A 20888-nucleotide genomic window follows, 5' to 3' on the forward strand; every position below is an offset into this window, starting at 1 on the left:
GCCGCGCGCGTCGCTCAGGCGCTGCCGGGAACGGTCGGGCCGGAGGCGTCGGGCACCTGGCCGCGCTGCGGCATCCATTGCCGCACGAAGTGGTCCGCCCGCACCGTCGCGCGCTGCACCGCCGCCTCGGACGACAGCTGCTGGGTGATCACCAGGACGCATTGCGCAATGCCCTGGTGGCTCAGCTCCGCGAGCCCCGCATACGTGCCGCGGGGCGTGCGGGCGAGCTCGAACCAGCACGCCCAGCCTGCTGGCACACGAATGTCGAGGCGAACGGTGTCCATGATGGCCTCGACCATAGGGAATTCGCCAGTTGTTTCAATAAGTGAATCCCTTAGGGCTACTTCACGTCTTCATGGGATGCGAATAGGCACAAAGTTATGCGTACACCCACGCGGCGGCGCCAGATCGCCGGCCGGGCCGATCAGGCACGTCGACCGGCCGCGGCGTCCAGGCGTTAAGCATGCAACGCGCGAACGCAGGCACCTTCGACCCTACGTGCGCGCAGGACGACCGGCTACATTCAGCCCACGGCAGACCGCTCATACTGACCAGACAAACGGCATCACAGACAGGCCACGCATCATGAAAAAACTCGCTCTCCTGGCATTCCTCGGTCTCATGACCTCTGTCCCCGCCATGGCGCAAGGCGACTACGTCCATGAAAACGACCGCCGCTACTGCGCCAGCGGACAGTCGGGCCTCGACTTCAACTCATGCATGCGGCGTCTGCGGAACGACCGCGAGCGGCAAGACCGCCGCGAGTACGAGCGGCGCGAGTACGAACAACGCCGCGAATACGAAAGCCGCCAGCGCTGGCAGGAGCCCGCCCCGGTCTATGTGCCCGAGTACCAGCGCCAGCCGCAGTACCAACAGGAACGCCCGAAGCTCAGCGACATGCAGGAGCGTGCACTGAACAACTGCAACCTGCTCGCGCCCCGCGACCAGCCGCGGTGCCGGGCGACGGTGATGTCGACGGTTCGCTAGGCGTTTTCTCGCCGGCCCGCCCGGGCCGGCCTGCCGCATGACGCTCGACCTGTTCGACGACCCGCCCCGCGAAGCGCGCGAACCCCTCGGACCCGGCGCCTTCGTCCTCCCCGGTTTCGCATTGCCCTTTGCCGACGAGCTGCTCTCCGCGGTCAAGGCGATTGCAGAGGACGCCCCCTTCCGCCACCTCGTCACCCCCGGCGGGTTCACCATGTCCGTCGCGCTCACCAACTGCGGCGCGCTGGGCTGGACCAGCGATCGCCGCGGCTACCGCTACAGCGCCACCGATCCCGACACCGGCAAGCCGTGGCCTGCCATGCCCCAATCGTTCCTGCGCCTCGCCCGCGAGGCCGCCTCGGCCGCGGGCTTCGAGGGCTTCGTGCCCGATGCATGCCTCGTCAACCGCTACGAACCCGGCGCGCGCCTCTCGCTGCACCAGGACAAGGACGAGCATGACTACGGCGCGCCCATCGTGTCTGTATCGCTCGGCATGCCCGCCGTGTTCCTGTTCGGCGGGCACGAGCGCGGCGACAAGGCCGCGCGCATCCCGCTGCAGCATGGCGACGTCGTGGTCTGGGGCGGTGAAGACCGGCTGCGCTATCACGGCGTGCTGCCGCTCAAGGACCAGCCTCATCCCGCCCTCGGCAGCCTGCGCATCAACCTCACGTTCCGCAAGGCGGGCTGACCACGCATGCAGAAGACGGCGACAGAAACCAACGACCCCGGCAACGCCATCCGCGCGCTCTACGCCGCCTTGTGGCACTTCGCGGCCGGCGCACGCGGGCAACTGCTCGCCGCCACCGCCCTGCTCGCCTCCTCGCAACTGATCCGCCTCACGCTGCCTTATCTTGCGGGCCAGGCCATCAACGCGCTGCAGCGCAGCGACTTCACTGGCGCGGGCCGCTGGATCGGCACGCTGGCCGCGGTGTACGTGGGCGCCTGGGCACTGCACGGGCCGGGCCGCATCCTGGAGCGCAACGTGGGCCTGAAGGTGCGCGAGCGGCTGGCCGACGAGCTCTATGCGCGCATCGCCGCCGCGCCGCTGGCCTGGCACGACGGCCACCATTCGGGCGAGCTGCAGCACCGCGTGCACCAGGCCAGCCGCGCGCTCGCGGACTTCGCGCAGAACCAGTTCATCTGGCTCACCAACGCGGTCAACTTCGTCGGGCCGCTGGTGGCGCTGGCGCTGCTGTCGCGCACCAGCGGCGCGACGGCCCTCGTGGGCTACGTGCTGATCGGCCTGGTGATCGTGCGCATCGACCGCGCGCTGATGAAGCTCGCGCGCGCCGAGAACGATGCCGACCGGCGCTATGTGTCGGAGCTGCTCGACTTCCTGGGCAACGCATCGACCGTGATCGGCCTGCGGCTTCAAGGTGCGTCGCGCCTCTTGCTGCGCCGCCGCATGGCGGCGATTTCGCTGCCGCTCAAGCGCACGGTGGTGCTGAACGAAGGCAAGTGGTTCGCGGTCGACCTGATGGGACTGGCGCTGACCTGGGGACTGGTCGTCATCTACGTGTGGCAGGCGCGCACCCCGGGGCAGGCGGTGATGCTGGGCGCGGTGTTCATGATCTACCAGTACGCGCAGCAGGCGGCCGGCGTGGTGACTTCAGTGGCCGCCAACTTCAGCTTCTTCGCCCGCATGCACACCGACTATTCGAGCGCCGAGCCGATATGGCAGGCCCCGTCGGGCGATGTGCTCGCGACCTCTCCGGAGCAGGTGCCCGAGCGCGAGCGCATCGACGCCGATGCAACCTGGGCGCAACTCGGCGTCGATGCGCTGCAGTGGAAGTACGCGCCGCGCGGCGAGCCGGTCGCCGATGCGGCCGAGCCGCCACGCAGCGGCCTGCACAACGTCGCCCTCACCCTGCGCCGCGGCCAGCGCGTGGCCCTCGTCGGCCCGAGCGGCGGCGGCAAGAGCACGCTGCTGCGCGTGCTCGCCGGCCTCTACGCGCCGCACGCCGGCACGCTCACGCTCGATGGCCAGCCGGTCGACTGGCCACAGCTGCGCCGGCTCGCCACGCTGATCCCGCAGGAGACCGAACTCTTCGAGGCCAGCGTGCGCGAGAACCTCGCCTTCGGCCAGCCCACGGACGATGCGCGGCTGCTCGCCGCACTGCACACCAGCACCTTCGACGAGGTGCTGAAGGCGAACCACGGCGACCTCGACACGGCCGTGTCGGAGCGCGGCTTCAACCTCTCAGGCGGACAGCGCCAGCGCCTGTGCCTCGCACGCGGCGTGCTCGCGGCCGAGGGCAGTTCGCTGCTGCTGCTCGACGAGCCGACCAGCGCGCTCGATGCCAACACCGAAGCGCGCGTGCTCGAACGCATCGCCAATGCCTTCCCCAACGCCTGCGTGATCGCATCGATCCATCGCCTGAGCCTGCTCGAGCGCTTCGACACCGTGCTGCTGATGGAAGCCGGCCGCGTGCTCGACCATGGGCCGCGGGACGAAGTGCTGGCGCGCCAGCCGCTGCTGCAGCGCATGACGGCGCCCAGCTGAAGGCTCAGGGCAGGTTCTCGCGAAAGATCACCTGGCTGCGCGTGGTCTCCACCCCGCTCAGTGCCTCGCGCTTGTCGCGCAGGTTGGTGAAGATGCGCACGCAGCTCATCAGCGTGGTGTGCGGGCTCTGCGTGATGACCGCGTCCATGCTGCCGTCGATCAGCAGCGCGCGCGTGTCCGGCGTGAGGCCATGGCCGATGAACACCACCTTCTGCTCGCGCCCCGCCTCCTTCAAAGCACGCGCCACGCCGTCCGATGCGCCGCCGATGTTGTAGATGCCGCCCATGTCCGGGTATTGCTCCAGCAGCGCGCGGGTCTGCCGGTAGTTCTTGCCCGCGTCGTCCTGGCCTTCGCGCAGGCCCACGACTTCGAGCCGCGGGAACATCTCCTCGATGACGTGCAGGAAGCCGGCCTCGCGCTCCTCGTGCGCCTTGTAGCTCAGGCTGCCCGCGATGAGCGCGACCTTCGCGGCGCGCGCGCCGATGAAGCGGCCGATGAGATAGCCGGCCGTGCGGCCCGCGGCCCGGTTGTCGAGCCCCACGAACGCCGCGCGCCCGGAGTTCGACAGGTCCGAGATCAGCGTGACCACCGGCAGCCCTCGCGCCGCCAGTGCAGCCACCGCTTCGCGCACCGCCGGATGCTCCAGCGCCATCATCGCAATGCCATCGCAACGCTGGCCGTGCTTGCGCAACGCATCCGCCAGCTCATGCGGGTTGAAGCTCTCGATGAACACCGTGCGGCACTGCACGTTGAACGGCGCCCAGTGCTCCTGCGAGTAACCCACCATGTCGCCCAGCATGCGGATGAAGCGGTTGGTGCCCGCAGGCAGCAGGAACACCAGCCGCAGCGGCGGCGGCGTCAGCGCCGCATAGAGCTCGGGCCCCGGCAGGTAGTCGAGCTCGCCCGCGGCCTTGAGCACGCGCTGCACCGTGGCGTCGCGCACGCCGGGACGGCGGTTGAGCACGCGATCGACGGTGGCAGTGGACACCTGCGCCGCACGCGCGATGTCCACCACGCGCGCGCGACGTGCATCGGAAGGAGGTGAAGGGTTATCCCGCATACATCAAAAACCATCAGGATCAAGTTTGACCCGGATGATGCATGCTTTTATCTTCGCTGTGGCCCGAATCCACTGATGCATCAGATTGCATCAACCGCATTCCGAAGATCCTGGAGACAAAACATGAACTCGCTGACCCGCCGCAGTGCCCTGCGCACGCTTTCCGCCCTCCCCGCCGCCGGCATCGTGTCGGCCGTGCCGCGCATCGCGCGCGCCGCGGAGTTCTCGTACAAGTACGGCAACAACCTCCCGCTGAGCCATCCGCTGAACGTGCGCGCGCAGGAAGCCGCGGACCGCATCGCCAAGGAAACCAAGGGCCGGGTCGAGATCAAGATCTTCCCGAACAACCAACTGGGCGGCGACACCGACATGCTCGCGCAGGTGCGCTCGGGCGGCATCGAATTCTTCACGCCCTCGGCGCTCGTCATCGCCACGCTGGTGCCGGTGGCGGCCATCAATGCGGTGGGCTTCGCGTTCAACGACTACGGCCAGGTGTGGGCCGCGATGGACGGCAAGGTGGGCGCGCATGTGCGCGGCGCCATCGCCAAGTCGCGCCTCTACGCCTTCGAGAAGATGTGGGACAACGGCTTTCGCCAGACCACCAGCAGCAAGGCCGCGGTGTCCACCGCCAAGGACATGGACGGCCTGAAGATCCGCGTGCCGGTGAGCCCGCTGTCGATCTCGATGTTCAAGGGTCTGGGCGCCGCGCCCGCGAGCCTGCAGTTCAGCGAGGTGTACTCCGCGCTGCAGACGAAGATCGTCGATGCACAGGAGAACCCGCTGCCGATCATCCAGGTCGCCAAGCTCTTCGAGGTGCAGAAGTTCTGCTCGCTCACCAACCACATCTGGGACGGCTACTGGTTCATCGTCAATGGCCGCGCATGGGACGCGCTGCCCGACGACCTGAAGACCATCGTCGCGCGCGCCATCAACGATGCCGGCATGCAGCAGCGTGAAGACATCAAGAAGCTCAACGAATCGGTCGTCGGCGACCTGCAGGCCAAGGGCCTCACCATCAACCGCCCGACTGCCGACAGCTTCCGCGCGAAGCTGCGCGAATCGGGCTTCTACGACGAATGGAAGGGCCGCTTCGGCCCCGAGGCCTGGGCGCTGCTCGAAGGCACCGTCGGCAAGCTGGCCTGAGCGGCCATGGTGCATGAATCCACTTTCGAGGCGGCGCCTTTCACCGGTGCCGGCCCTTCGGCCAATGCGCTGAGCGGCATCGCCGGGCGCGCCGACCGCGTGATCGGCGGCGCCGTCGAGGCCGTGGCCGCGCTGCTGGTGCTGGCCGAGATCTGCGTGCTGTTCGCGGGCGTGGTGTCGCGCTATGTGTTCCATGCGCCGCTGGTGTGGTCGGACGAGCTCGCATCGATCCTCTTCCTCTGGCTCTCGATGCTGGGCGCCGTGGTGGCGCTGCGGCGCGGCGAGCATATGCGCATGACGGCGCTGCTGCAGAAGGTGACGCCTTCGACGCGCGCCATGCTCGATGCGTTTGCCATCGCGGCGTCGGTCGCATTCCTGGTGCTCATCATCTGGCCTTCGATCGACTACGCGCACGAGGAGTCGTTCATCGTCACGCCCGCGCTGGAGATCAGCAACGCCTGGCGCGCCGCGGCCATTCCGGCGGGCATCGGCATCATGCTGGTGATGGCGATGCTGCGCCTCGTGCGCGTGTGCACCGGCCGGCAGATCGCCGTCGCGGTGCTCGGCATGGCCGCGCTGGTGGCCGTCTTCTGGCTCGCGGCGCCGCTCTTCGCGACGCTGGGCAAGTTCAACCTGGTGATCTTCTTCGTGGTCGTGGTGGCCGCCACCGTGCTGTCGGGCGTGCCCATCGCGTTCTCGTTCGCGCTCGCCACCTTCGGCTACCTCGCGCTCACCACGCGCACGCCGCTGCTGGTGATGGTGGGGCGGCTCGATGAAGGCATGTCGCACCTGATCCTGCTCGCGGTGCCGCTCTTCATCTTCCTGGGGGCGCTGATCGAGATGACGGGCATGGCGCGCGCCATGATCCAGTTCCTCGCAAGCCTGCTGGGCCATGTGCGCGGCGGCCTCTCGTACGTGCTGATCGGCGCGATGTACCTGGTGTCGGGCATCTCGGGCTCCAAGATCGCCGACATGGCGGCCATTGCGCCTGTTCTCTTTCCCGAGATGGTCAAGCGCGGCGCCAAGCCCGGCGACCTGGTGGCGCTGCTCTCGGCCACCGGGGCGCAGACCGAGACCATTCCGCCGTCGATCGTGCTCATCACCATCGGCTCGGTCACGGGCATCTCGATCGCCGCGCTGTTCACCGGCGGGCTGCTGCCGGCCGTGGTGCTGGGCGCGGCGCTGTGCGTGGTCGTGTGGTGGCGCTACCGCCGCGAAGACCTGAGCGGCGTGCAGCGCTACAGCAAGCGCGAAATCGGCAAGCTGCTGATGGTCGCGCTGCCCGCGGTGCTGCTGCCCTTCGTGATCCGCGCCGCGGTGGTCGAGGGCGTGGCCACGGCCACCGAGGTGTCGACCATCGGCATCGTGTATTCGGCGCTGGTCGGCCTGTTCGTGTACCGGCAGTTCGACTGGAAGCGGCTGAAGCCGATGCTGATCGACACCGCCTCGCTCTCGGGCGCCATCATCTTCATCGTCGGCTGCGCCACGGCCATGGCCTGGGGCCTCACGCAATCGGGCTTCTCGCAGGACCTGGCGCGCATCATGGGCGCGCTGCCGGGCGGCGCATATGGTTTCCTGGCCGTATCGATCGTTGCCTTCATCGTGCTGGGCAGCGTGCTCGAAGGCATTCCGGCCATCGTGCTGTTCGGGCCGCTCCTCTTCCCCATCGCCAAGGCGGCCGGCGTGCACGAGGTGCACTACGCCATGGTCGTGATCTTCTCGATGGGCATCGGCCTCTTCGCGCCGCCCTTCGGCGTCGGCTACTACGGCGCCTGCGCCGTAAGCAAGGTCAACCCCGACGAAGGCATCAAGCACATATGGGGCTACATCGCCGCGATGCTGGTGGGCTTGGTCATCGTGGCCGCCTTCCCGTGGTTCTCGACCGGCTTCCTCAAGTTCTGATCACAACAACACACTCACATCACCGGAGCCAACCGCAATGAGTCGATTCCTCGGCGAGATCCGCCAGCTGGGCTATGTCGTGCACGACATCGAAGCCGCCATGGACTACTGGAGCACCAAGCTGGGCGTGGGCCCGTGGTTCTACAACCCCAAGGTGCCCATCAAGAACTACCGCTACAACGGCAAGGCGCACGAGCCGCACAACTCGGTGGCGCTGGCCAACTCGGGCTATGTGCAGGTCGAGCTGATCCAGACGCGCAACGACGTGCCCTCGATGTACCGCGACTTCCTCCAGGCCGGCCGCACCGGCCTGCAGCACGTCGCCTACTGGACGGCCGACTACGACGCCGATCTCGCACGCCTCACCGCGCAGGGCTTCAAGCCGGTGATGAGCGGCGAAGTGGGCGAGCGCGGCCGCTTCATCTACTTCGACACCGAGTACCACCCGGGCACGGTGATCGAGCTGTCCGAAGTGGCGGGGCCGAAGGGCAAGATGTTCGACCTGATCCGCAGCGCCTCCGAAGGCTGGGACGGCAGCGAGCCTGTGCGGCCCTTCCCCGACCTGAGCAAGCTGTGACCGTGACCGAACGCATCCGCGCGCGCTATCTCATCGAGACGCCGGTGGACCCGGTCGCCGTCGCCGAGGTGATGGCCGGCGAGCAATCGTGCGGCACCTTCACGCGGGTCGAGGGCGAGACCGATGCGCTGCGCGAACGTGCGCGTGCGACGGTCGAGGCGATCACCGAGCTGGAGCCGGCCTCATCGCCGAGCCTGCCGAACGCACTGCTCGAACGCAAGGGCACACATGGCCCGTGGCGGCGCGCGCATGTCGATATTTCGTTCCCCGTGGCGAACATCGGCGCCAATCTGCCGACGCTCGCCGCGACGGTGTCGGGCAACCTGTACGACCTGGGCGAAGTGACGGGCCTGCGGCTCGAATCGCTGCAGGTGCCGGCCGCGTACCGTGCGCAGTTCGAGATGCCGCGCGTCGGCATCGCGGGCACACGGCGCGCCACCGGGGTGGCGAGCGGCGCGCTGGTCGGAACGATCATCAAGCCTAACGTGGGGCTCTCGGCGGCGGAGACCGCTGCGCTGGTCGCGAGGCTCTGCGCCGCGGGCGTGGATTTCATCAAGGACGACGAGGTCTGCGCCGACCCCGCGCATGCCCCGCTCGCCGAGCGCGTGCCCGCCGTGATGGCGGTCCTGCGCGCCCACCAGGAGCGCACCGGCAAGCACGTGATGGCGGCCTTCAACATCACCGACGAGACCGATGCGATGAAGCGGCATGCCGATCTCGTGGAACGCGAAGGCGGCTCCTGCGTGATGGCCAGCGTCAACTGGTGCGGGCATTCGGGCATCCAGACGCTGCGGCGCCACACGGGTCTCGCGCTGCACGGCCACCGCAATGGGTATGGCGCGCTGTCGCGGCATCCGCTGCTGGGCATCTCGTTCCAGGCGTACCAGACGCTCTGGCGCCTCGCTGGCGTGGACCACATGCATGTGCACGGCCTGCAGGGCAAGTTCTCGCAACCCGACAGCGAAGTCATCGAATCGGCGCGCGACTGCTTCACGCCGCTGACCGATGCAGCAGACGATTGCGTGATGCCCGCGTTCTCTTCGGGCCAGTGGGCCGGCACCGTGCCCGCCACCTGGGCCGCCATCGGCAGCGACGACCTGCTCTTCATGGCCGGTGGCGGCATCCTCGCGCACCCGGACGGCGCGGAAGCGGGCGTGACCAGCATCCGCCAGGCCTGGTCGGCCGCGCGCACAGGCACGTCGTTGTCAGACGCCGCGAAGCACGCCCCCGAACTCGCGCGCGCCCTCGCCTTCTTCGGCAACCCATGACGCACGCTCCGGCCGTCGTCTACTACGGCGACGATTTCACCGGCGCGACCGACACGCTGGGCACCGCGGCTCGCGCCGGGCTCCGGGCCCTGCTGTTCCTGGAAACGCCCGATGCCGCGCGCCTCGAACGCGCCGGCCTGCTCGACGTGCTGGGCATCGCTGGCGCAGCGCGCGCCATGACGCCCGAAGCGATGCAGGCCGAACTCGCACCCGTCGCCGCGCTGTTCCGCTCGCTCGGCGCGCGCGTGCTGCACTACAAGACCTGCTCGACCTTCGACAGCGCGCCGCATATCGGCTCCATCGGTGCCGCCGTGCGTGCATTGCGCGGTGCGGTCGAGCAGCCGTGGACGGCCATCGTGGGTGGGCAACCGAACCTCGGCCGGCATTGCCTGTTCGGAAACCTGTTCGCCGCGGCGGGCGCAGGCGGCGAGGTGTTCCGCATCGACCGCCATCCGACGATGAGCCGGCACCCGGTGACGCCGATGCACGAGGCCGACCTGCGCGTGCATCTGGCCGGGCAGGGCATGGCCGACGTGCGCTCCATTCCTTTCACGGTCGCGTCGAAGGGCGGCGATGCGCTTGGCGAAGCGCTGCAGCGCACTCTGCGCCCGCCCTTGCCCGCAACACCGCCCGAGGCCGTGTTGTTCGACGTGGCCGATGCGGTGCAACTGGCAGCCATCGGCGAGGTGCTGTGGGCGTACGCCCAACGCGAGAAATTGCTGGCAGTGGGCCCGAGCAGCGTGGTCGATGCGCTGGCCAGCGCGCTCGGCACGCGCGCCGATGCGCAAACGACGCAGCCTGTCGTGGCGCCGGCGACAGGCCCCGTGCTGGTACTTGCGGGCAGCCTCTCGCCGGTCACGGCGCGACAAATGGCAGCAGCGCCTTCATTCGACATCGTGTGGCTCGACGCCCCACGGCTCGCACAGCGCGACGCGCCGACCCTGGAGCGCCATGCCCTCGAGATCGCACAGGCGCTCGCTCGGGGCCACAACGTCCTCGCCTGCACCCGTCCACCCGAGCAGGTATCGCCCTCACCGGACGTCAACGCGCAAGCGCTCGCACACGCCGGTGGCGAACTGCTGGTCCGGGTATTGGCGCAAATTCCGCTGCGCCGCGTGGGCGTGGCCGGTGGCGACACCTCCAGCCATGGTGTGCAAGCGCTCGATGCCTGGGGCCTCTCCTACGTCGCCGACATGGGCGCCGGTGCCTCGCTGTGCCGCGTGCACAGCGACGACGCCCGGCTCGACGGCATGGAGATCATGCTCAAGGGCGGCCAGATGGGCACCGAGGACGTGTTCGAACGCCTGGTCCACGGCAGGGGCTGACCCGCCCCTAAGCTCTCTACATCTGCCCCTGCCCGTCGCTGGTGCGGTCGTGCACCCAGCGCACCGCCTGCTGCTCGGCATGGCGCAGCGCCTCTACCTCGGTGCCGTAGGCGATCTCGTCCGTGTCGTTGGGCAGCTCGATGTCTTCCGGACTGTCCGAGCGGCCCTGGCAGCGCACCACGGGCCTGTAGGTCAGGTTGTCGCTGCGCTCGGCGCGGCAGAGGAACATCCAGCCTCGGTAGGTGAACGTGACGATGCGCTCGTCGAACGGCGGTGATGTGGCTTCCATGGGGACCTGTCTTTCCTTGTGAACGCCTTCAATCTGCGGCGCTCGCGGACGGATGCGTGTGAGAACCGGCCCACGTCGTGCGTCGGCAAGAAGCACTGATCGAGGGTGGCTTGCTGCGCTACGGTCCCCGAACATCCACATACAAGCACGCCCAGCATGGACATCCTTTCTTTCATTCAATGGCCGGCCTTCGCCGCCTCGGTGACCGCCGCCTGGCTGGTGGCATCGAACGCGAAGGGGCGGCGCAACGTCGGCTTCTGGGTCTTCCTGGCCAGCAATGTGCTGTGGGTCGTGTGGGGCGTGCACACGCAGGCGTGGGCATTGATCGCGCTGCAGGTGTGCCTCGCGGCGCTGAACGTGCGGGGGCTCTTCAAGACCGAAGAAGGTTGAGCAGGCCCCTTGCCCCGCGCCTTGCATGCGCACGCGGAAATTTCCTACGCCGCTCCTGTGCGGCGCTGCGCATCTTTGCCTTCCCCACCACCCAACCAGGAGCCCACGATGCCCACCACCAAGCGCGCACAACCTGATGCATGCAGCCTTCTCGACACCGACCACAAGAACGTCAAGAAGATGTTCACCGCCTACGAAGAACTCATGGAGTCCAAGGCCGCCAGCGCCACCGACAAGAAGCGCGAACTCGCCAACCAGATCTGCATGGAACTGACGGTTCATGCGCAGATCGAGGAAGAAATCTTCTATCCCGCCGTGCGCGAAGCGATCAAGGAAACCGACCTGCTCGACGAAGCCGAGGTGGAGCATGCCACCGCCAAGGATCTCATCGCACAGATCCAGGACGCCACCGAGGTCGACGAGATGTTCGATGCCAAGGTGAAGGTGCTCGGCGAATACATCGATCACCACGTCAAGGAAGAGCGCAACGAGATGTTCCCCAAGGCGCGCGCCACCAAGCTGGACCTGGTCGCCATGCGCGAACAGCTTGCGGCACGCAAGGAAGAGCTGATGGCCGAACTGATGGGCGAGCCGGCCTGAGCCACCACGTCGTCCGGCGCGCGGGTGTCGGCGCCGGACGACATGGCGGCGCGCCGTGTGTCCTCACGCGGGCTCCGCGCCTTCCCCTACGGTGGTGCCTCTACTCACCAACCAACGGAGAACCACCATGACCGCCACCACCGGAAACACCAGCAAGCTCTGGGAGCTCATCAAGGACACCCGCTTCGGCATGCTCACGCACCGCCACGACGACGGCCAGTTGCACAGCCATCCGCTGACCACGCAGAACAAGGACGTCGATGAAGGCGCCACGCTCTACTTCTTCGTTCCGAAGGACGGCGACATCGCGCGCCACGTGGCCACCGATCCGACCGTGAACGTCTCCTACGCGAATACCGACGACGACAGCTACGTCTCCATCTCGGGCCACGCGGTGCTGCTCGAAGACCCGGCAAAGAAGGAAGCCCTGTTCACCACGATGGCCAAGGCCTGGTTCCCCGAGGGGCCGACCGACACCAACCTGGGCCTTCTGGCCGTGAGCGTGCTGCGCGCCGAATACTGGGACGTGGACGACAGCAAGATGGTCCAGCTGTTCAAGATGGCCAAGGCGGCCGTGACCGGCGAGCCGCCGAAGAACCTCGGAGAACACAAGAAGGTTGCAGTTTCCTGATGAGTGCAGCGCCGCCGACGAACACACAGGCGCCGCACCGCTGGCAATTCATCCGGGTCGGAGGTGCCGACCAGGTCATCTTTCGCTCCGGCGAGGACATTGCCCGCCTGCGAGAGCTCGACCAGAAGCTGTGGGTCGCCCTCGCCTGCCCGACGCGCGGCATCGACTTCGATGCGCGCACCCTCGATCTCATCGATGCCGATGGCGATGGCCGCGTGCGGCCGCCCGAGGTGGTCGCGGCCTGCGAGTGGGTGTGCGCACGTCTGCGCAATCCGGACGTGCTGCTCGAGGGCAGCGATGTGCTGGCGCTGGACGATCTGGACACCGGCAACGCCGACGGAGCGCGCCTGCGCGAGGAAGCGCATCGGCTGCTGCAGATCCAGGGCAAGCCCGACGCCGCCACGCTCACGCTGGCCGACATCGCCGACCGCGGCGAGCTGCTGTCCGCGATGCGCTTCAACGGCGACGGCGTCATCACGCCGGAGACGACGCAGGACGACGCGGTGCGCGCGACGGTCCAGGAGATCATGCGCACCCACGGCAGCGTGCCCGACCGGCACAAGGCCACGCCCGGCGTGGACCGTCCGCGCATCGAAGCCTTCTTCGCCGAAGTGAAGGCCGCGCGCGACTGGCACGCCAAGGCGAATGCGAACGACAGGACGCTGATGCCGCTCGGCGAACCCACCCTGGCCGCCGCCGATGCCACGCGCAAGGTGCAGGCCAAGCTCGACGACTTCTTTGCGCGCTGCCGCGTTGCCGCCTTCGACGTGCAGGCCGTGGCGGCGCTGAACCCTTCGCCCGAAGCCTACGACGCGCTCGGCGCAAACACGCTCGACCTGCGTGCCGACCCCATTGCCGACCTGCCGCTCGCACCCGTGACGCCGCGCTGCGTGCTGCCCTTGCACGGCAACCGCATCAACCCCGCGTGGACCCCAGACATTGCCGTGTTCGCCGAGCGCACCGTCGCGCCGTTGCAGGGCGCGCGCGACGAACTCGCGGAAACCGAATGGCTGGCCATCAAGCAGCAGCTCGCGCCGTTGCAGGCGCTGATGGCCGAGCGCCCGGACAACGCAGCGGCTTCGCTGTCGCTCGCGCAGCTCGACGCTTTTCTCCAGACCCGCGAGGCGCTGTTCGCCCTGCTCCATGACGACGAAGCCGCCGAGACGCACAACAAGCTGCTCGTGGACCTCGAAAAGCTGATCCGGCTGCAGCGCGACCTGGTGGTGCTGCTCAACAACTTCGTGTCGTTCAAGGCCTTCTACCGGCGCGAGGGCGCGATCTTCCAGGCCGGCACGCTGTACCTCGACGGCCGCAGCTGCGAGCTCACGGTGCAGGTGCAGGACACGGCCAGGCACGCCGTGCTGGCGGGCCTCGCGAAGACCTGCCTTGCGTACTGCGACTGCACGCGCCAAGGGCAGAAGATGAGCATCGTCGCGGCGTTCACCGCGGGCGACATCGATTTTCTTTTCGTGGGCCGCAACGGCCTGTTCTACGACCGCCAGGGCCGCGACTGGGACGCCACCATCACCAAGCTGATCGAGAACCCGACCAGCGTGGCGCAGGCCTTCTTCTCGCCCTACAAGAAATTCGTGCGGGTGATCGAGGAGCAGGTCGCCAAGCGCGCCGCCGCCAGCGAGGCGGTGGGCCAGGGCACGCTGACCGGCTTCGCGACGAAGCTAACGACGGCCGACCAGGCCCCCGGCACCGCCAAGGCGCCCGCCGCACCGGGCCGCCCCGCGGGCCGCGTGGACGTCGGCACGGTCGCCGCGATCGGCGTGGCGCTGGGGAGCATCAGCGCGGTGCTGGTTGCGATCTTCGGCAAGTTCATCGACCTGGGGCAGTGGATACCGGTGGCGCTGATCGGCATCGTGGCGGCGATCTCCGGCCCGAGCATGTTGATCGCCTGGCTCAAGTTGCGCCAGCGCAGCCTCGGGCCGATCCTGGATGCCAGCGGCTGGGCGATCAACGGACGCATGAAGGTCAACGTGCGGCTGGGCGGCCTGCTCTCGCAGACCGCGCATGTGCCGCCGGGCGCGCGGCGGGTGGCGCGCGATCCCTACCGGGAGCGGCACGGCACGACCGGCGTAGCGGCGGCAGTGGTGCTCGCTCTGGCGCTGCTTGTGCTGGCCTGGCGCATGGACTGGCTGGACAACCGGCTGCCCGCCGCGCTGCAGCATTCGCCGACCGCTGCCGCTGCGGCGGCACCGTCGTCGCAGGTCGCAGGCGCCGGAAAGCAGCTTCTGCGGTAGGAGCACTCCCGCACGACAACGCGCTCCGCGCCCCGGCCATTCGTCACGCCCTCCCCGCAGAATGGCTCGGCGGTGGCGATAGCCTCCGCACGCGCCTGCCCCTTCCCGCACACACCTCAAAGAACCGGAATCCATGTCGAGAACCCTGTCGCCTCGCCTCGAACGAAGTCTCTGCGCGATTGGCCTCGGCGCACTGTTCGCGCTCTCGGCCTGCACGGGCACCACCGAGGCCAAGCGGCAGGCGGACAACAGCACGCCGCCGCCCACCGATTGCACCGCCTGGGTCGGCACCGACCGCAACGCGATGCTGCCCGGCTACCTGCTGCCCCAGGGCGCCAAGGGCGCGGGCGGCACGGTGTGCGTGCCGCTGCTGCTCACGGCCAACCCCACGCCGGCCAGCTATGGCGGCGGCGACTATCACATCAGCGAATTCACCGACGAGAAGCTCAAGGCCCGGTGGCGCGCCTGCAAGGAAGACCCGGCCTGCTTCAAGCGCATCGATGCGCAGATGCAGCGCTGGCTGCCGCCGAACAAGGAACGCGCCACGCGCGCGACCGGCGTGGTCGATCCGTCCGGAAAGATCGATCCCGAGGGGCAGGTCGACCTCCGTCAGATCCGCCGGCCGGCCTTCTTCGCGAAGGCGCCCTACCGCGAAGGCATTGCCGAAGCGGAGAGCCGCACCTACACGGTCGAATTCACCGTGCCGCCCGATGCCTTCGAGCGAATCGACCTGAAGAAGACCGCCGACATCAAGCTGCGCGGCTGGTACATCGAGGGCGCTGGCGTGGACGACGGCAAGGGCCGCAAGGTGCGCGCGCTGGCGATCATGGCGCCGGGCGGCGGCGGGCAGCTCACGGCGATCCAGCATCCCGACGAAGTCGCCTACCGCACCGACGAGAAGACGGGCAAGACCACGCCGGTCAAGTTTCCGAACGCCACCACCGAGACCATGGGCCAGCGCTGGTGGCGCGAGAACCTGCATGCGCTGAACCAGGCCGGCTTCGATGTGCTGGCCTACGACCGCCGCGGCGAAGGCCTCTCGGGCGGGTTCAGCGACACCAACACGCTGGAGCAAGGCGAGGACGTGTTCCGCACGCTCGGCCAGTTGCAGGACGGCCGCGGCCTGCGCATGCTCACGCCTTCGGGCGAGGTGCTCGAAGGCACCGCCGCGCGCGGCCGGCTGCTCGCGGGCATGAAGGCCGACGAGATTCCGCTGGTGCTGGGCGGCTACTCGCGCGGCTCGATGTCGACCGCATGGGCGATGACCACCAACTACGTCGCCACCTGCAGCTTCGACCTGCCGGAGGTCAACTGCGCCAAGCCCCGGGGGCTGCGGAACATCCGTGGCGCCATCCTGCTGTCGTCGTTCGCGGCCGGCGCGGGCTACGTGGGCGACGCGCCCGATCTCGCGGACCGCAACCTGTTTCTCGGCGGCATGGCGGCGGACCATCACATCGTCTTCTATCCGAACTCGGCCACGCTCGCGGGCATGGACCGCTGGCCCGCGGCCTTCTTCGGCAAGGGCCTGTGGGACCGCGCGGAAACGCTCGAAGGCACCGTCGCGGCCTACAACCGCATCCGCGGCGTGAAGGAGATCGTGCTGGCGCGCGGGCCGCACTCGATCGAGACCTGGCCCGAGCCGGACCGGCGCTACCTGCGCGAGCGCATGGTGGCGTATGCGAAGGTCGTGGTGGTCGGCGGGCGCACCGTGCCGGGGGCGCGACCGTGGAAGGACTTCAAGGGGCTGGTCGCGACCACGCCGGATTCGTGGGAGCCGTCGTCGCGGCCGAATGCGGCGGGGGCTGCGCCCCGCTGAGATTCGGCTAGCCGAGCCCCGCCACCGGGTAGCGCCGCCAGCCGTGCTCCGCATGGCGCCGTCCGTGCGCAAAGATGTAGCCGAGCACGGCCTGCGGGTCGCCGAGCTTGTCGGGATTGCGCAGCTTCCACGCTTCGAAGCCGGCCTTCAGGTCGGGCTCGTCTTCCAGCATCCGGTGCGCCGTGTCTTCGAACACATAGGCCGAGAAGGCCTCCTTCTTTTCGAGCACGCTGTTGAAGAAGCCCCAGCGGAAGAAGCTGTCGTGGGCTGCGGGTTCGAGCGTCTCGACGATGTAGCGGGCCTTCGGCTGGTCGAGCGGCACCCACACGTCGCCGGCGCGCGCCTGAACGCTTTCGGTGTGCGCGGCGAGTTCGACTTCGTCATGGAACATATGGCCCTCGTACGGCCCGGGGCGCGGGGCGACGCGTTCGATGCGGTACACCCGGGCGTTCTCGAAGACCTGGTCTTTCTCGAGCCGGCGCAGCGCCACGCCGTTCCATTCCAGCCGCTCGATCACCTCGCGCCAGGCCTGCGGGACCAGATAGGCCCTGGGTGCGGCGACGGTTGCGTCTTCCACGCAGCGGTCGAAGTACGGAATGTCTTTCTCCCAAGGCTGGCTGCGGTCGTAGGCGAGGCGCTGGTAATTGCCCAGGCCGCTGGGCGAATGGATCGCTTCGTACCCCTTGAAGCGAAAGCTGTTCGGCCGGCTCTGGTCCGAACGCCACGAAAGCGGCCAGTGCGCCTGCTGCGCGCCACCGGCCCTGGCCTCGCGCCGCAGCGCCTGGATCTGCGCCGCATGCACGACGGTGAAATCGAGCACCACTTCGACCAGCGTGCGCATTGCCGCCACCCGGTCGGCGTAGGGCTTGAGCATGTGGGTCTCGGGCATGAAGCCGATGGTGTGGTGCAACGCCGCGTAGCCGGTCGAAAAGCGCGGGGTGTCGAGGAAGTCGGCGATGCCGTCATCGGGCGTCTCGGCCACGCAGTTCACGTAGGGGCAGGTGGGCCATCCGCGCGCGTCCATGCCGCCGTAGATCGCCGGCAGCATGCGGCTGCGCAGGAACTGCCCGAGCCCGCCGCCGAGCTTGTCGGGCTGGGTCGGGATCAGCGTCATCGTGTAGGCGTAGTCGGCGCCGTTGGAGGTGTGGGTGTCGACCATCACGTCCGGGTCCCATGCGGTGAAGAAGCGGTTGAACACCTGCGCGGCGAGGCTGTCGCACTTGATGAAGTCGCGGTTCAGGTCCAGATGCCGTGCGTTGCCTCGGAAGCCGAACGATTCCGGTCCCAGCTGGTTCACGCGCGAGGTGCTCTGCCGGTTGAGGCAACCGTCGACGTTGTAGACCGGGATGAACAGAAAGACCGTGCCGCCCAATGCGGAAAGCCGCGCGGGCTGCGTGCAGAAATCGCGCACCAGCGCCATGCAGGCGTCGGTGCCCTCGGGCTCACCCGGATGGATGCCGTTGTTGTTGAAGAAGACCGGTCGGCCCTGGTGCTGCAGGGCTTCGCGGTCGAACTGCGCATCGGCTGTGACGATGCCGGCGTGGATCGGGATGCCGTTGTCCGAGGTGCCGATCTGCTGCCATCGCAGCACCGAGGGAAAGTCCTTCGCGAGCCGTTCGTAGAAGGCGACGCATTCGGCCCAGGTGGTGGTCTGGTTGCTGTTGCCGGTTTCGAACGGCGTGCGGTATCGGGGGTCTGGTGCAGCAGGCATCGGGGAAGGCTCCGTTGATCGAAATGGATTCTGCATCGACGATCGGGCACTCTCGCAAGGAACACCCATGGCTCCCTTCTCCGTCTCCCGTGTTGCGCTGCTGGCCTGCGGTGCAGTCTTCGCCATCGCAGCCCACGCGGCCGACTACACCGGGCCGATCTTCGACGCCCATCTCCACTACAACGAGGAGGCATGGAACGGCAGCAGCGGCCCGTTTCCGCCGGCCGAGGCGCTCGCGCGCATGCAGCGCAACGGCGTGCGCGCCATCGTCGGCAACTCGCGGCCCAACGAAGGCACGCGCACGCTCGCGGCCCTTCGGGAAACACGTGAGGCCGGCGTCACGGTCGTGCCCTTCGTGCGCCTCTACCGCAATCGCGCCGACTACACCAACTGGTTCCGCGACGAGACCATCCACGAGATGGTGCAGGCCGAGCTCACGCGCGGCACTGCGAGCGGCCCCTACCGCGGCATCGGCGAATTCCACCTGTACGAGAGCGCCAACGCCAACGGCCCCGTCGCGAAAAAGCTCATGGTGCTGGCCGAACAGCGCCAGCTCGCCGTGCTCGCGCACGTGGACGACGAGGCGGTCGACCTGCTGATGGCGCACTCGCCCACCCAGGGCCGCGAACTGCGGCTGATCTGGGCGCACACCGGCATCGGCGGCGCGCCGGTGGCACGGGTGCGGCAGATGCTGGAGCGCTATCCGAAGCTGATGGGCGAACTCTCGTACCGCCCCGGGCTCACCTGCGAAGGCGGCAGGCTGTGCGCGCCGTGGCGCGAGCTGATCCTCGCGTTTCCCGACCGGTTCATCGTGGGTTCGGACACCTGGGTCAACCAGCGCTGGAGTTCGTACGACGAGATCATGCAGGGCTACCGCAACTGGCTCGGCGACCTGCCGCCGGCCGTGGCGCAGCGCGTGGCGTGGGGGAATGCGGCGGGTCTGTTCGGGGTGCGATAGCCGGCCAAACCCAAGGGTTTACCCGAACACGCGGTTACACTGCTTTACCTTCTTACAAGAATGGCGAAGTCCTGTCAGTTTCCGCCGGCGCTTCGACCGCTCGACATCCATCCAATGCCTTTCCTGAAAACCCCTCTTCATCGCAGAGATGCGATCAAGCGCTTTGCCGCCGCCGGCGCCGCGGTCGCGCTCCCCGCCTTCGCCCAACCCGCACGCATCGTGCTCGGACAGTCCGCCGCATTCAGCGGCCCGGCCGAGCAGTTGGGCCTGCAGATGAACCAGGGCGCGCGCATCTACTTCGATGCGCTCAACGCCACCGGCGGCGTCAACGGCCGCACCATCGAGCTGCGCACGCTGGACGACGGCTACGAGCCGGAGCGCTGCAAGGCGAACACCGACAAGCTCATCAAGGACGACGTCTTCGCCCTCTTCGGCTATGTCGGCACGCCCACCTGCATGGCCGCGATGCCGCTGGTCGATGCGGCCAAGATCCCGTTCTTCGGCCCGTTCACCGGTGCAGAGGCACTGCGCGATCCGTTCCGCAAGAACGTGTTCCATGTGCGCGCTTCGTACGACGACGAGACCGCGCTGATCGTCAAGCAGCTGACCTCGCTCGGCATCCAGAAGATCGCGGTGTTCCACCAGAACGACGCTTACGGACAGGCCGGCCTCGCCGGTGTGCTCCATGCACTCAAGCCCATCGGCCTGGCACCCGTCGCGGTCGGCACGGTCGAGCGCAACTCGGTCAACGTGGCCAAGGCGGTGAAGGACATCATGGCCGCAAGCCCCGCCGCCGTGATCCAGGTGGGCGCCTACAAGGCGTGCGCGGCGTTCATCCGCGAAGCGCGCAAGGCCGGCTACGGCGGCACTTTCTTCAACGTGTCGTTCGTCGGCACCCAGGCACTGGCCGACGAACTCGGCAAGGACGCCCGCGGCATCGTGATCAGCCAGGTCATGCCTTCGCCGTTCTCGACGAGCATGGCGATCTCGCGCGAGTACGCAGAAGCCGTGCGCAAGGCCGGCGGCGACGCCAAGCCGAACTACTCGAGCATGGAAGGCTACGTGGCGGCCAAGGTGTTCGCCGAAGGCCTCAAGCGCGCCGGCAAGCCGGCCACGCGGGACTCGCTGGTCGCCGGGCTCGAATCGATGCAGAGCATCGACTTCGGCGGCTTCCACGTCGACTTCAGCGCCCGCGACCACAAGGCGTCGAACTACGTCGAGCTGTCGATGCTCACGGAAGACGGCAAGGTCCGTCGCTGACCCCGGCCGGCGGGTGTTTCGCCCGATGCTGCAATCGGGACATGCCTCACTCGCCCCGCAAACAGTAATACGTTAGACTTCACTTCGGCAGCCTCTGTTTTCTCCCTCCTCCCCTTCTCGGGGCTGCCCTTGCCCGCCTCGTGCGGGCTTTTTCTTGCCCGGCGCCGTCCTTCCCGATGTAAGCAGAACGTCCTACCTTTTGCGGCGGGGCGGCCTACAACA

19 protein-coding genes are annotated in these 20888 nt (G+C 68.1%); 15 read left to right on the plus strand and 4 right to left on the minus strand.

Annotated features, from left to right (window positions below; all coding sequences use genetic code 11):
• Positions 1-14: 14 nt before the first annotated feature.
• Positions 15-284, minus strand: coding sequence for a hypothetical protein (locus tag M2282_RS02865; protein ID WP_280807270.1), 270 nt, complete (start codon positions 282-284; stop codon positions 15-17).
• 301 nt (positions 285-585) lie between these two features.
• Between M2282_RS02865 and M2282_RS02870 the strand changes: the two genes are divergently transcribed.
• Genes M2282_RS02870 through M2282_RS02880 form a run of 3 tightly spaced genes read left to right on the plus strand, consistent with a single transcriptional unit; the run spans position 586 to position 3487 of the window.
• Positions 586-987 (plus strand): hypothetical protein, encoded by a 402-nt coding sequence (locus tag M2282_RS02870; RefSeq protein ID WP_280807271.1) that lies wholly within the window; start codon positions 586-588, stop codon positions 985-987.
• Positions 988-1024: 37 nt separating this feature from the next.
• The gene (gene alkB / locus M2282_RS02875; protein WP_280807272.1) at positions 1025-1672 is read left to right on the plus strand and encodes a DNA oxidative demethylase AlkB; all 648 of its coding nucleotides are present in this window, start codon (positions 1025-1027) and stop codon (positions 1670-1672) included.
• Between the two features lie 6 nt (positions 1673-1678).
• Complete coding sequence (locus M2282_RS02880; protein ID WP_280807273.1) at positions 1679-3487, plus strand: ABC transporter ATP-binding protein; 1809 nt, start codon at positions 1679-1681, stop codon at positions 3485-3487.
• A gap of 4 nt (positions 3488-3491) precedes the next feature.
• Here the strand turns inward: M2282_RS02880 and M2282_RS02885 are convergent, their stop codons facing one another.
• Positions 3492-4547, minus strand: coding sequence for a LacI family DNA-binding transcriptional regulator (locus tag M2282_RS02885; RefSeq protein WP_280807274.1), 1056 nt, complete (start codon positions 4545-4547; stop codon positions 3492-3494).
• 123 nt (positions 4548-4670) lie between these two features.
• Here M2282_RS02885 and M2282_RS02890 point away from each other — a divergent pair, with 123 nt between their 5' ends.
• The 5 genes from M2282_RS02890 to M2282_RS02910 are packed head-to-tail and all read left to right on the plus strand — an operon-like array spanning position 4671 to position 10762.
• The gene (locus M2282_RS02890) at positions 4671-5690 is read left to right on the plus strand and encodes a TRAP transporter substrate-binding protein (RefSeq protein ID WP_280807275.1); all 1020 of its coding nucleotides are present in this window, start codon (positions 4671-4673) and stop codon (positions 5688-5690) included.
• 6 nt (positions 5691-5696) lie between these two features.
• Positions 5697-7592 (plus strand): TRAP transporter large permease subunit, encoded by a 1896-nt coding sequence (locus M2282_RS02895; RefSeq protein ID WP_280807276.1) that lies wholly within the window; start codon positions 5697-5699, stop codon positions 7590-7592.
• Between the two features lie 37 nt (positions 7593-7629).
• Positions 7630-8169 carry a VOC family protein gene (locus M2282_RS02900; RefSeq protein WP_280807277.1) on the plus strand — a complete coding sequence of 180 codons (540 nt, stop codon included), beginning with the start codon at positions 7630-7632 and terminating at the stop codon, positions 8167-8169.
• The gene (locus M2282_RS02905; RefSeq protein WP_280807278.1) at positions 8166-9437 is read left to right on the plus strand and encodes a ribulose-bisphosphate carboxylase large subunit family protein; all 1272 of its coding nucleotides are present in this window, start codon (positions 8166-8168) and stop codon (positions 9435-9437) included. The genes M2282_RS02900 and M2282_RS02905 overlap by 4 nt, the downstream gene beginning before the upstream one ends.
• Positions 9434-10762 carry a four-carbon acid sugar kinase family protein gene (locus tag M2282_RS02910; protein WP_280807279.1) on the plus strand — a complete coding sequence of 443 codons (1329 nt, stop codon included), beginning with the start codon at positions 9434-9436 and terminating at the stop codon, positions 10760-10762. The genes M2282_RS02905 and M2282_RS02910 overlap by 4 nt, the downstream gene beginning before the upstream one ends.
• Positions 10763-10778: 16 nt before the next feature.
• Here the strand turns inward: M2282_RS02910 and M2282_RS02915 are convergent, their stop codons facing one another.
• Positions 10779-11051, minus strand: coding sequence for a hypothetical protein (locus M2282_RS02915; RefSeq protein WP_280807280.1), 273 nt, complete (start codon positions 11049-11051; stop codon positions 10779-10781).
• A gap of 156 nt (positions 11052-11207) precedes the next feature.
• Here M2282_RS02915 and M2282_RS02920 point away from each other — a divergent pair, with 156 nt between their 5' ends.
• From M2282_RS02920 to M2282_RS02940, 5 genes are all read left to right on the plus strand, one after another.
• Complete coding sequence (locus M2282_RS02920) at positions 11208-11441, plus strand: hypothetical protein (protein WP_280807281.1); 234 nt, start codon at positions 11208-11210, stop codon at positions 11439-11441.
• A 108-nt stretch (positions 11442-11549) separates the two neighbouring features.
• The gene (locus M2282_RS02925; RefSeq protein ID WP_280807282.1) at positions 11550-12041 is read left to right on the plus strand and encodes a hemerythrin domain-containing protein; all 492 of its coding nucleotides are present in this window, start codon (positions 11550-11552) and stop codon (positions 12039-12041) included.
• A 127-nt stretch (positions 12042-12168) separates the two neighbouring features.
• Positions 12169-12672 carry a pyridoxamine 5'-phosphate oxidase family protein gene (locus M2282_RS02930; protein ID WP_280807283.1) on the plus strand — a complete coding sequence of 168 codons (504 nt, stop codon included), beginning with the start codon at positions 12169-12171 and terminating at the stop codon, positions 12670-12672.
• Positions 12672-14921: a hypothetical protein gene (locus M2282_RS02935; RefSeq protein ID WP_280807284.1), complete on the plus strand. Its 2250-nt coding sequence runs from the start codon at positions 12672-12674 to the stop codon at positions 14919-14921. The genes M2282_RS02930 and M2282_RS02935 overlap by 1 nt, the downstream gene beginning before the upstream one ends.
• A 133-nt stretch (positions 14922-15054) precedes the next feature.
• The gene (locus M2282_RS02940; RefSeq protein WP_280807285.1) at positions 15055-16737 is read left to right on the plus strand and encodes an alpha/beta fold hydrolase; all 1683 of its coding nucleotides are present in this window, start codon (positions 15055-15057) and stop codon (positions 16735-16737) included.
• Positions 16738-16744: 7 nt separating this feature from the next.
• Here the strand turns inward: M2282_RS02940 and M2282_RS02945 are convergent, their stop codons facing one another.
• On the minus strand, positions 16745-18448 hold the full coding sequence (locus M2282_RS02945; RefSeq protein WP_280807286.1) for a M14 family zinc carboxypeptidase: 1704 nt from the start codon (positions 18446-18448) through the stop codon (positions 16745-16747).
• A 67-nt stretch (positions 18449-18515) separates the two neighbouring features.
• Here M2282_RS02945 and M2282_RS02950 point away from each other — a divergent pair, with 67 nt between their 5' ends.
• Positions 18516-19406: an amidohydrolase family protein gene (locus M2282_RS02950; RefSeq protein ID WP_280807287.1), complete on the plus strand. Its 891-nt coding sequence runs from the start codon at positions 18516-18518 to the stop codon at positions 19404-19406.
• A 114-nt stretch (positions 19407-19520) separates the two neighbouring features.
• Positions 19521-20666: an ABC transporter substrate-binding protein gene (locus M2282_RS02955; RefSeq protein ID WP_280807288.1), complete on the plus strand. Its 1146-nt coding sequence runs from the start codon at positions 19521-19523 to the stop codon at positions 20664-20666.
• The last annotated feature ends 222 nt before the right edge of the window (positions 20667-20888 follow it).

The organism is Variovorax boronicumulans, from assembly GCF_029892485.1.
Taxonomy (GTDB): Bacteria; Pseudomonadota; Gammaproteobacteria; order Burkholderiales; family Burkholderiaceae_C; genus Variovorax; species Variovorax boronicumulans_B.

Excerpts from the sequence above, each read along its gene's own strand:
- M2282_RS02885 (WP_280807274.1), bottom strand. The coding sequence starts at position 4,547 with ATGCGGGATAACCCTTCACCTCCTTCCGATGCACGTCGCGCGCGCGTG.
- M2282_RS02865 (WP_280807270.1), bottom strand. The coding sequence starts at position 284 with ATGGACACCGTTCGCCTCGACATTCGTGTGCCAGCAGGCTGGGCGTGC.
- alkB (WP_280807272.1), top strand. The coding sequence starts at position 1,025 with ATGACGCTCGACCTGTTCGACGACCCGCCCCGCGAAGCGCGCGAACCC.
- M2282_RS02870 (WP_280807271.1), top strand. The coding sequence starts at position 586 with ATGAAAAAACTCGCTCTCCTGGCATTCCTCGGTCTCATGACCTCTGTC.
- M2282_RS02945 (WP_280807286.1), bottom strand. The coding sequence starts at position 18,448 with ATGCCTGCTGCACCAGACCCCCGATACCGCACGCCGTTCGAAACCGGC.
- M2282_RS02900 (WP_280807277.1), top strand. The coding sequence starts at position 7,630 with ATGAGTCGATTCCTCGGCGAGATCCGCCAGCTGGGCTATGTCGTGCAC.
- M2282_RS02910 (WP_280807279.1), top strand. The coding sequence starts at position 9,434 with ATGACGCACGCTCCGGCCGTCGTCTACTACGGCGACGATTTCACCGGC.
- M2282_RS02925 (WP_280807282.1), top strand. The coding sequence starts at position 11,550 with ATGCCCACCACCAAGCGCGCACAACCTGATGCATGCAGCCTTCTCGAC.
- M2282_RS02895 (WP_280807276.1), top strand. The coding sequence starts at position 5,697 with ATGGTGCATGAATCCACTTTCGAGGCGGCGCCTTTCACCGGTGCCGGC.
- M2282_RS02880 (WP_280807273.1), top strand. The coding sequence starts at position 1,679 with ATGCAGAAGACGGCGACAGAAACCAACGACCCCGGCAACGCCATCCGC.
- M2282_RS02950 (WP_280807287.1), top strand. The coding sequence starts at position 18,516 with ATGGCTCCCTTCTCCGTCTCCCGTGTTGCGCTGCTGGCCTGCGGTGCA.
- M2282_RS02890 (WP_280807275.1), top strand. The coding sequence starts at position 4,671 with ATGAACTCGCTGACCCGCCGCAGTGCCCTGCGCACGCTTTCCGCCCTC.
- M2282_RS02920 (WP_280807281.1), top strand. The coding sequence starts at position 11,208 with ATGGACATCCTTTCTTTCATTCAATGGCCGGCCTTCGCCGCCTCGGTG.
- M2282_RS02955 (WP_280807288.1), top strand. The coding sequence starts at position 19,521 with ATGCCTTTCCTGAAAACCCCTCTTCATCGCAGAGATGCGATCAAGCGC.
- M2282_RS02935 (WP_280807284.1), top strand. The coding sequence starts at position 12,672 with ATGAGTGCAGCGCCGCCGACGAACACACAGGCGCCGCACCGCTGGCAA.
- M2282_RS02915 (WP_280807280.1), bottom strand. The coding sequence starts at position 11,051 with ATGGAAGCCACATCACCGCCGTTCGACGAGCGCATCGTCACGTTCACC.
- M2282_RS02930 (WP_280807283.1), top strand. The coding sequence starts at position 12,169 with ATGACCGCCACCACCGGAAACACCAGCAAGCTCTGGGAGCTCATCAAG.
- M2282_RS02940 (WP_280807285.1), top strand. The coding sequence starts at position 15,055 with ATGTCGAGAACCCTGTCGCCTCGCCTCGAACGAAGTCTCTGCGCGATT.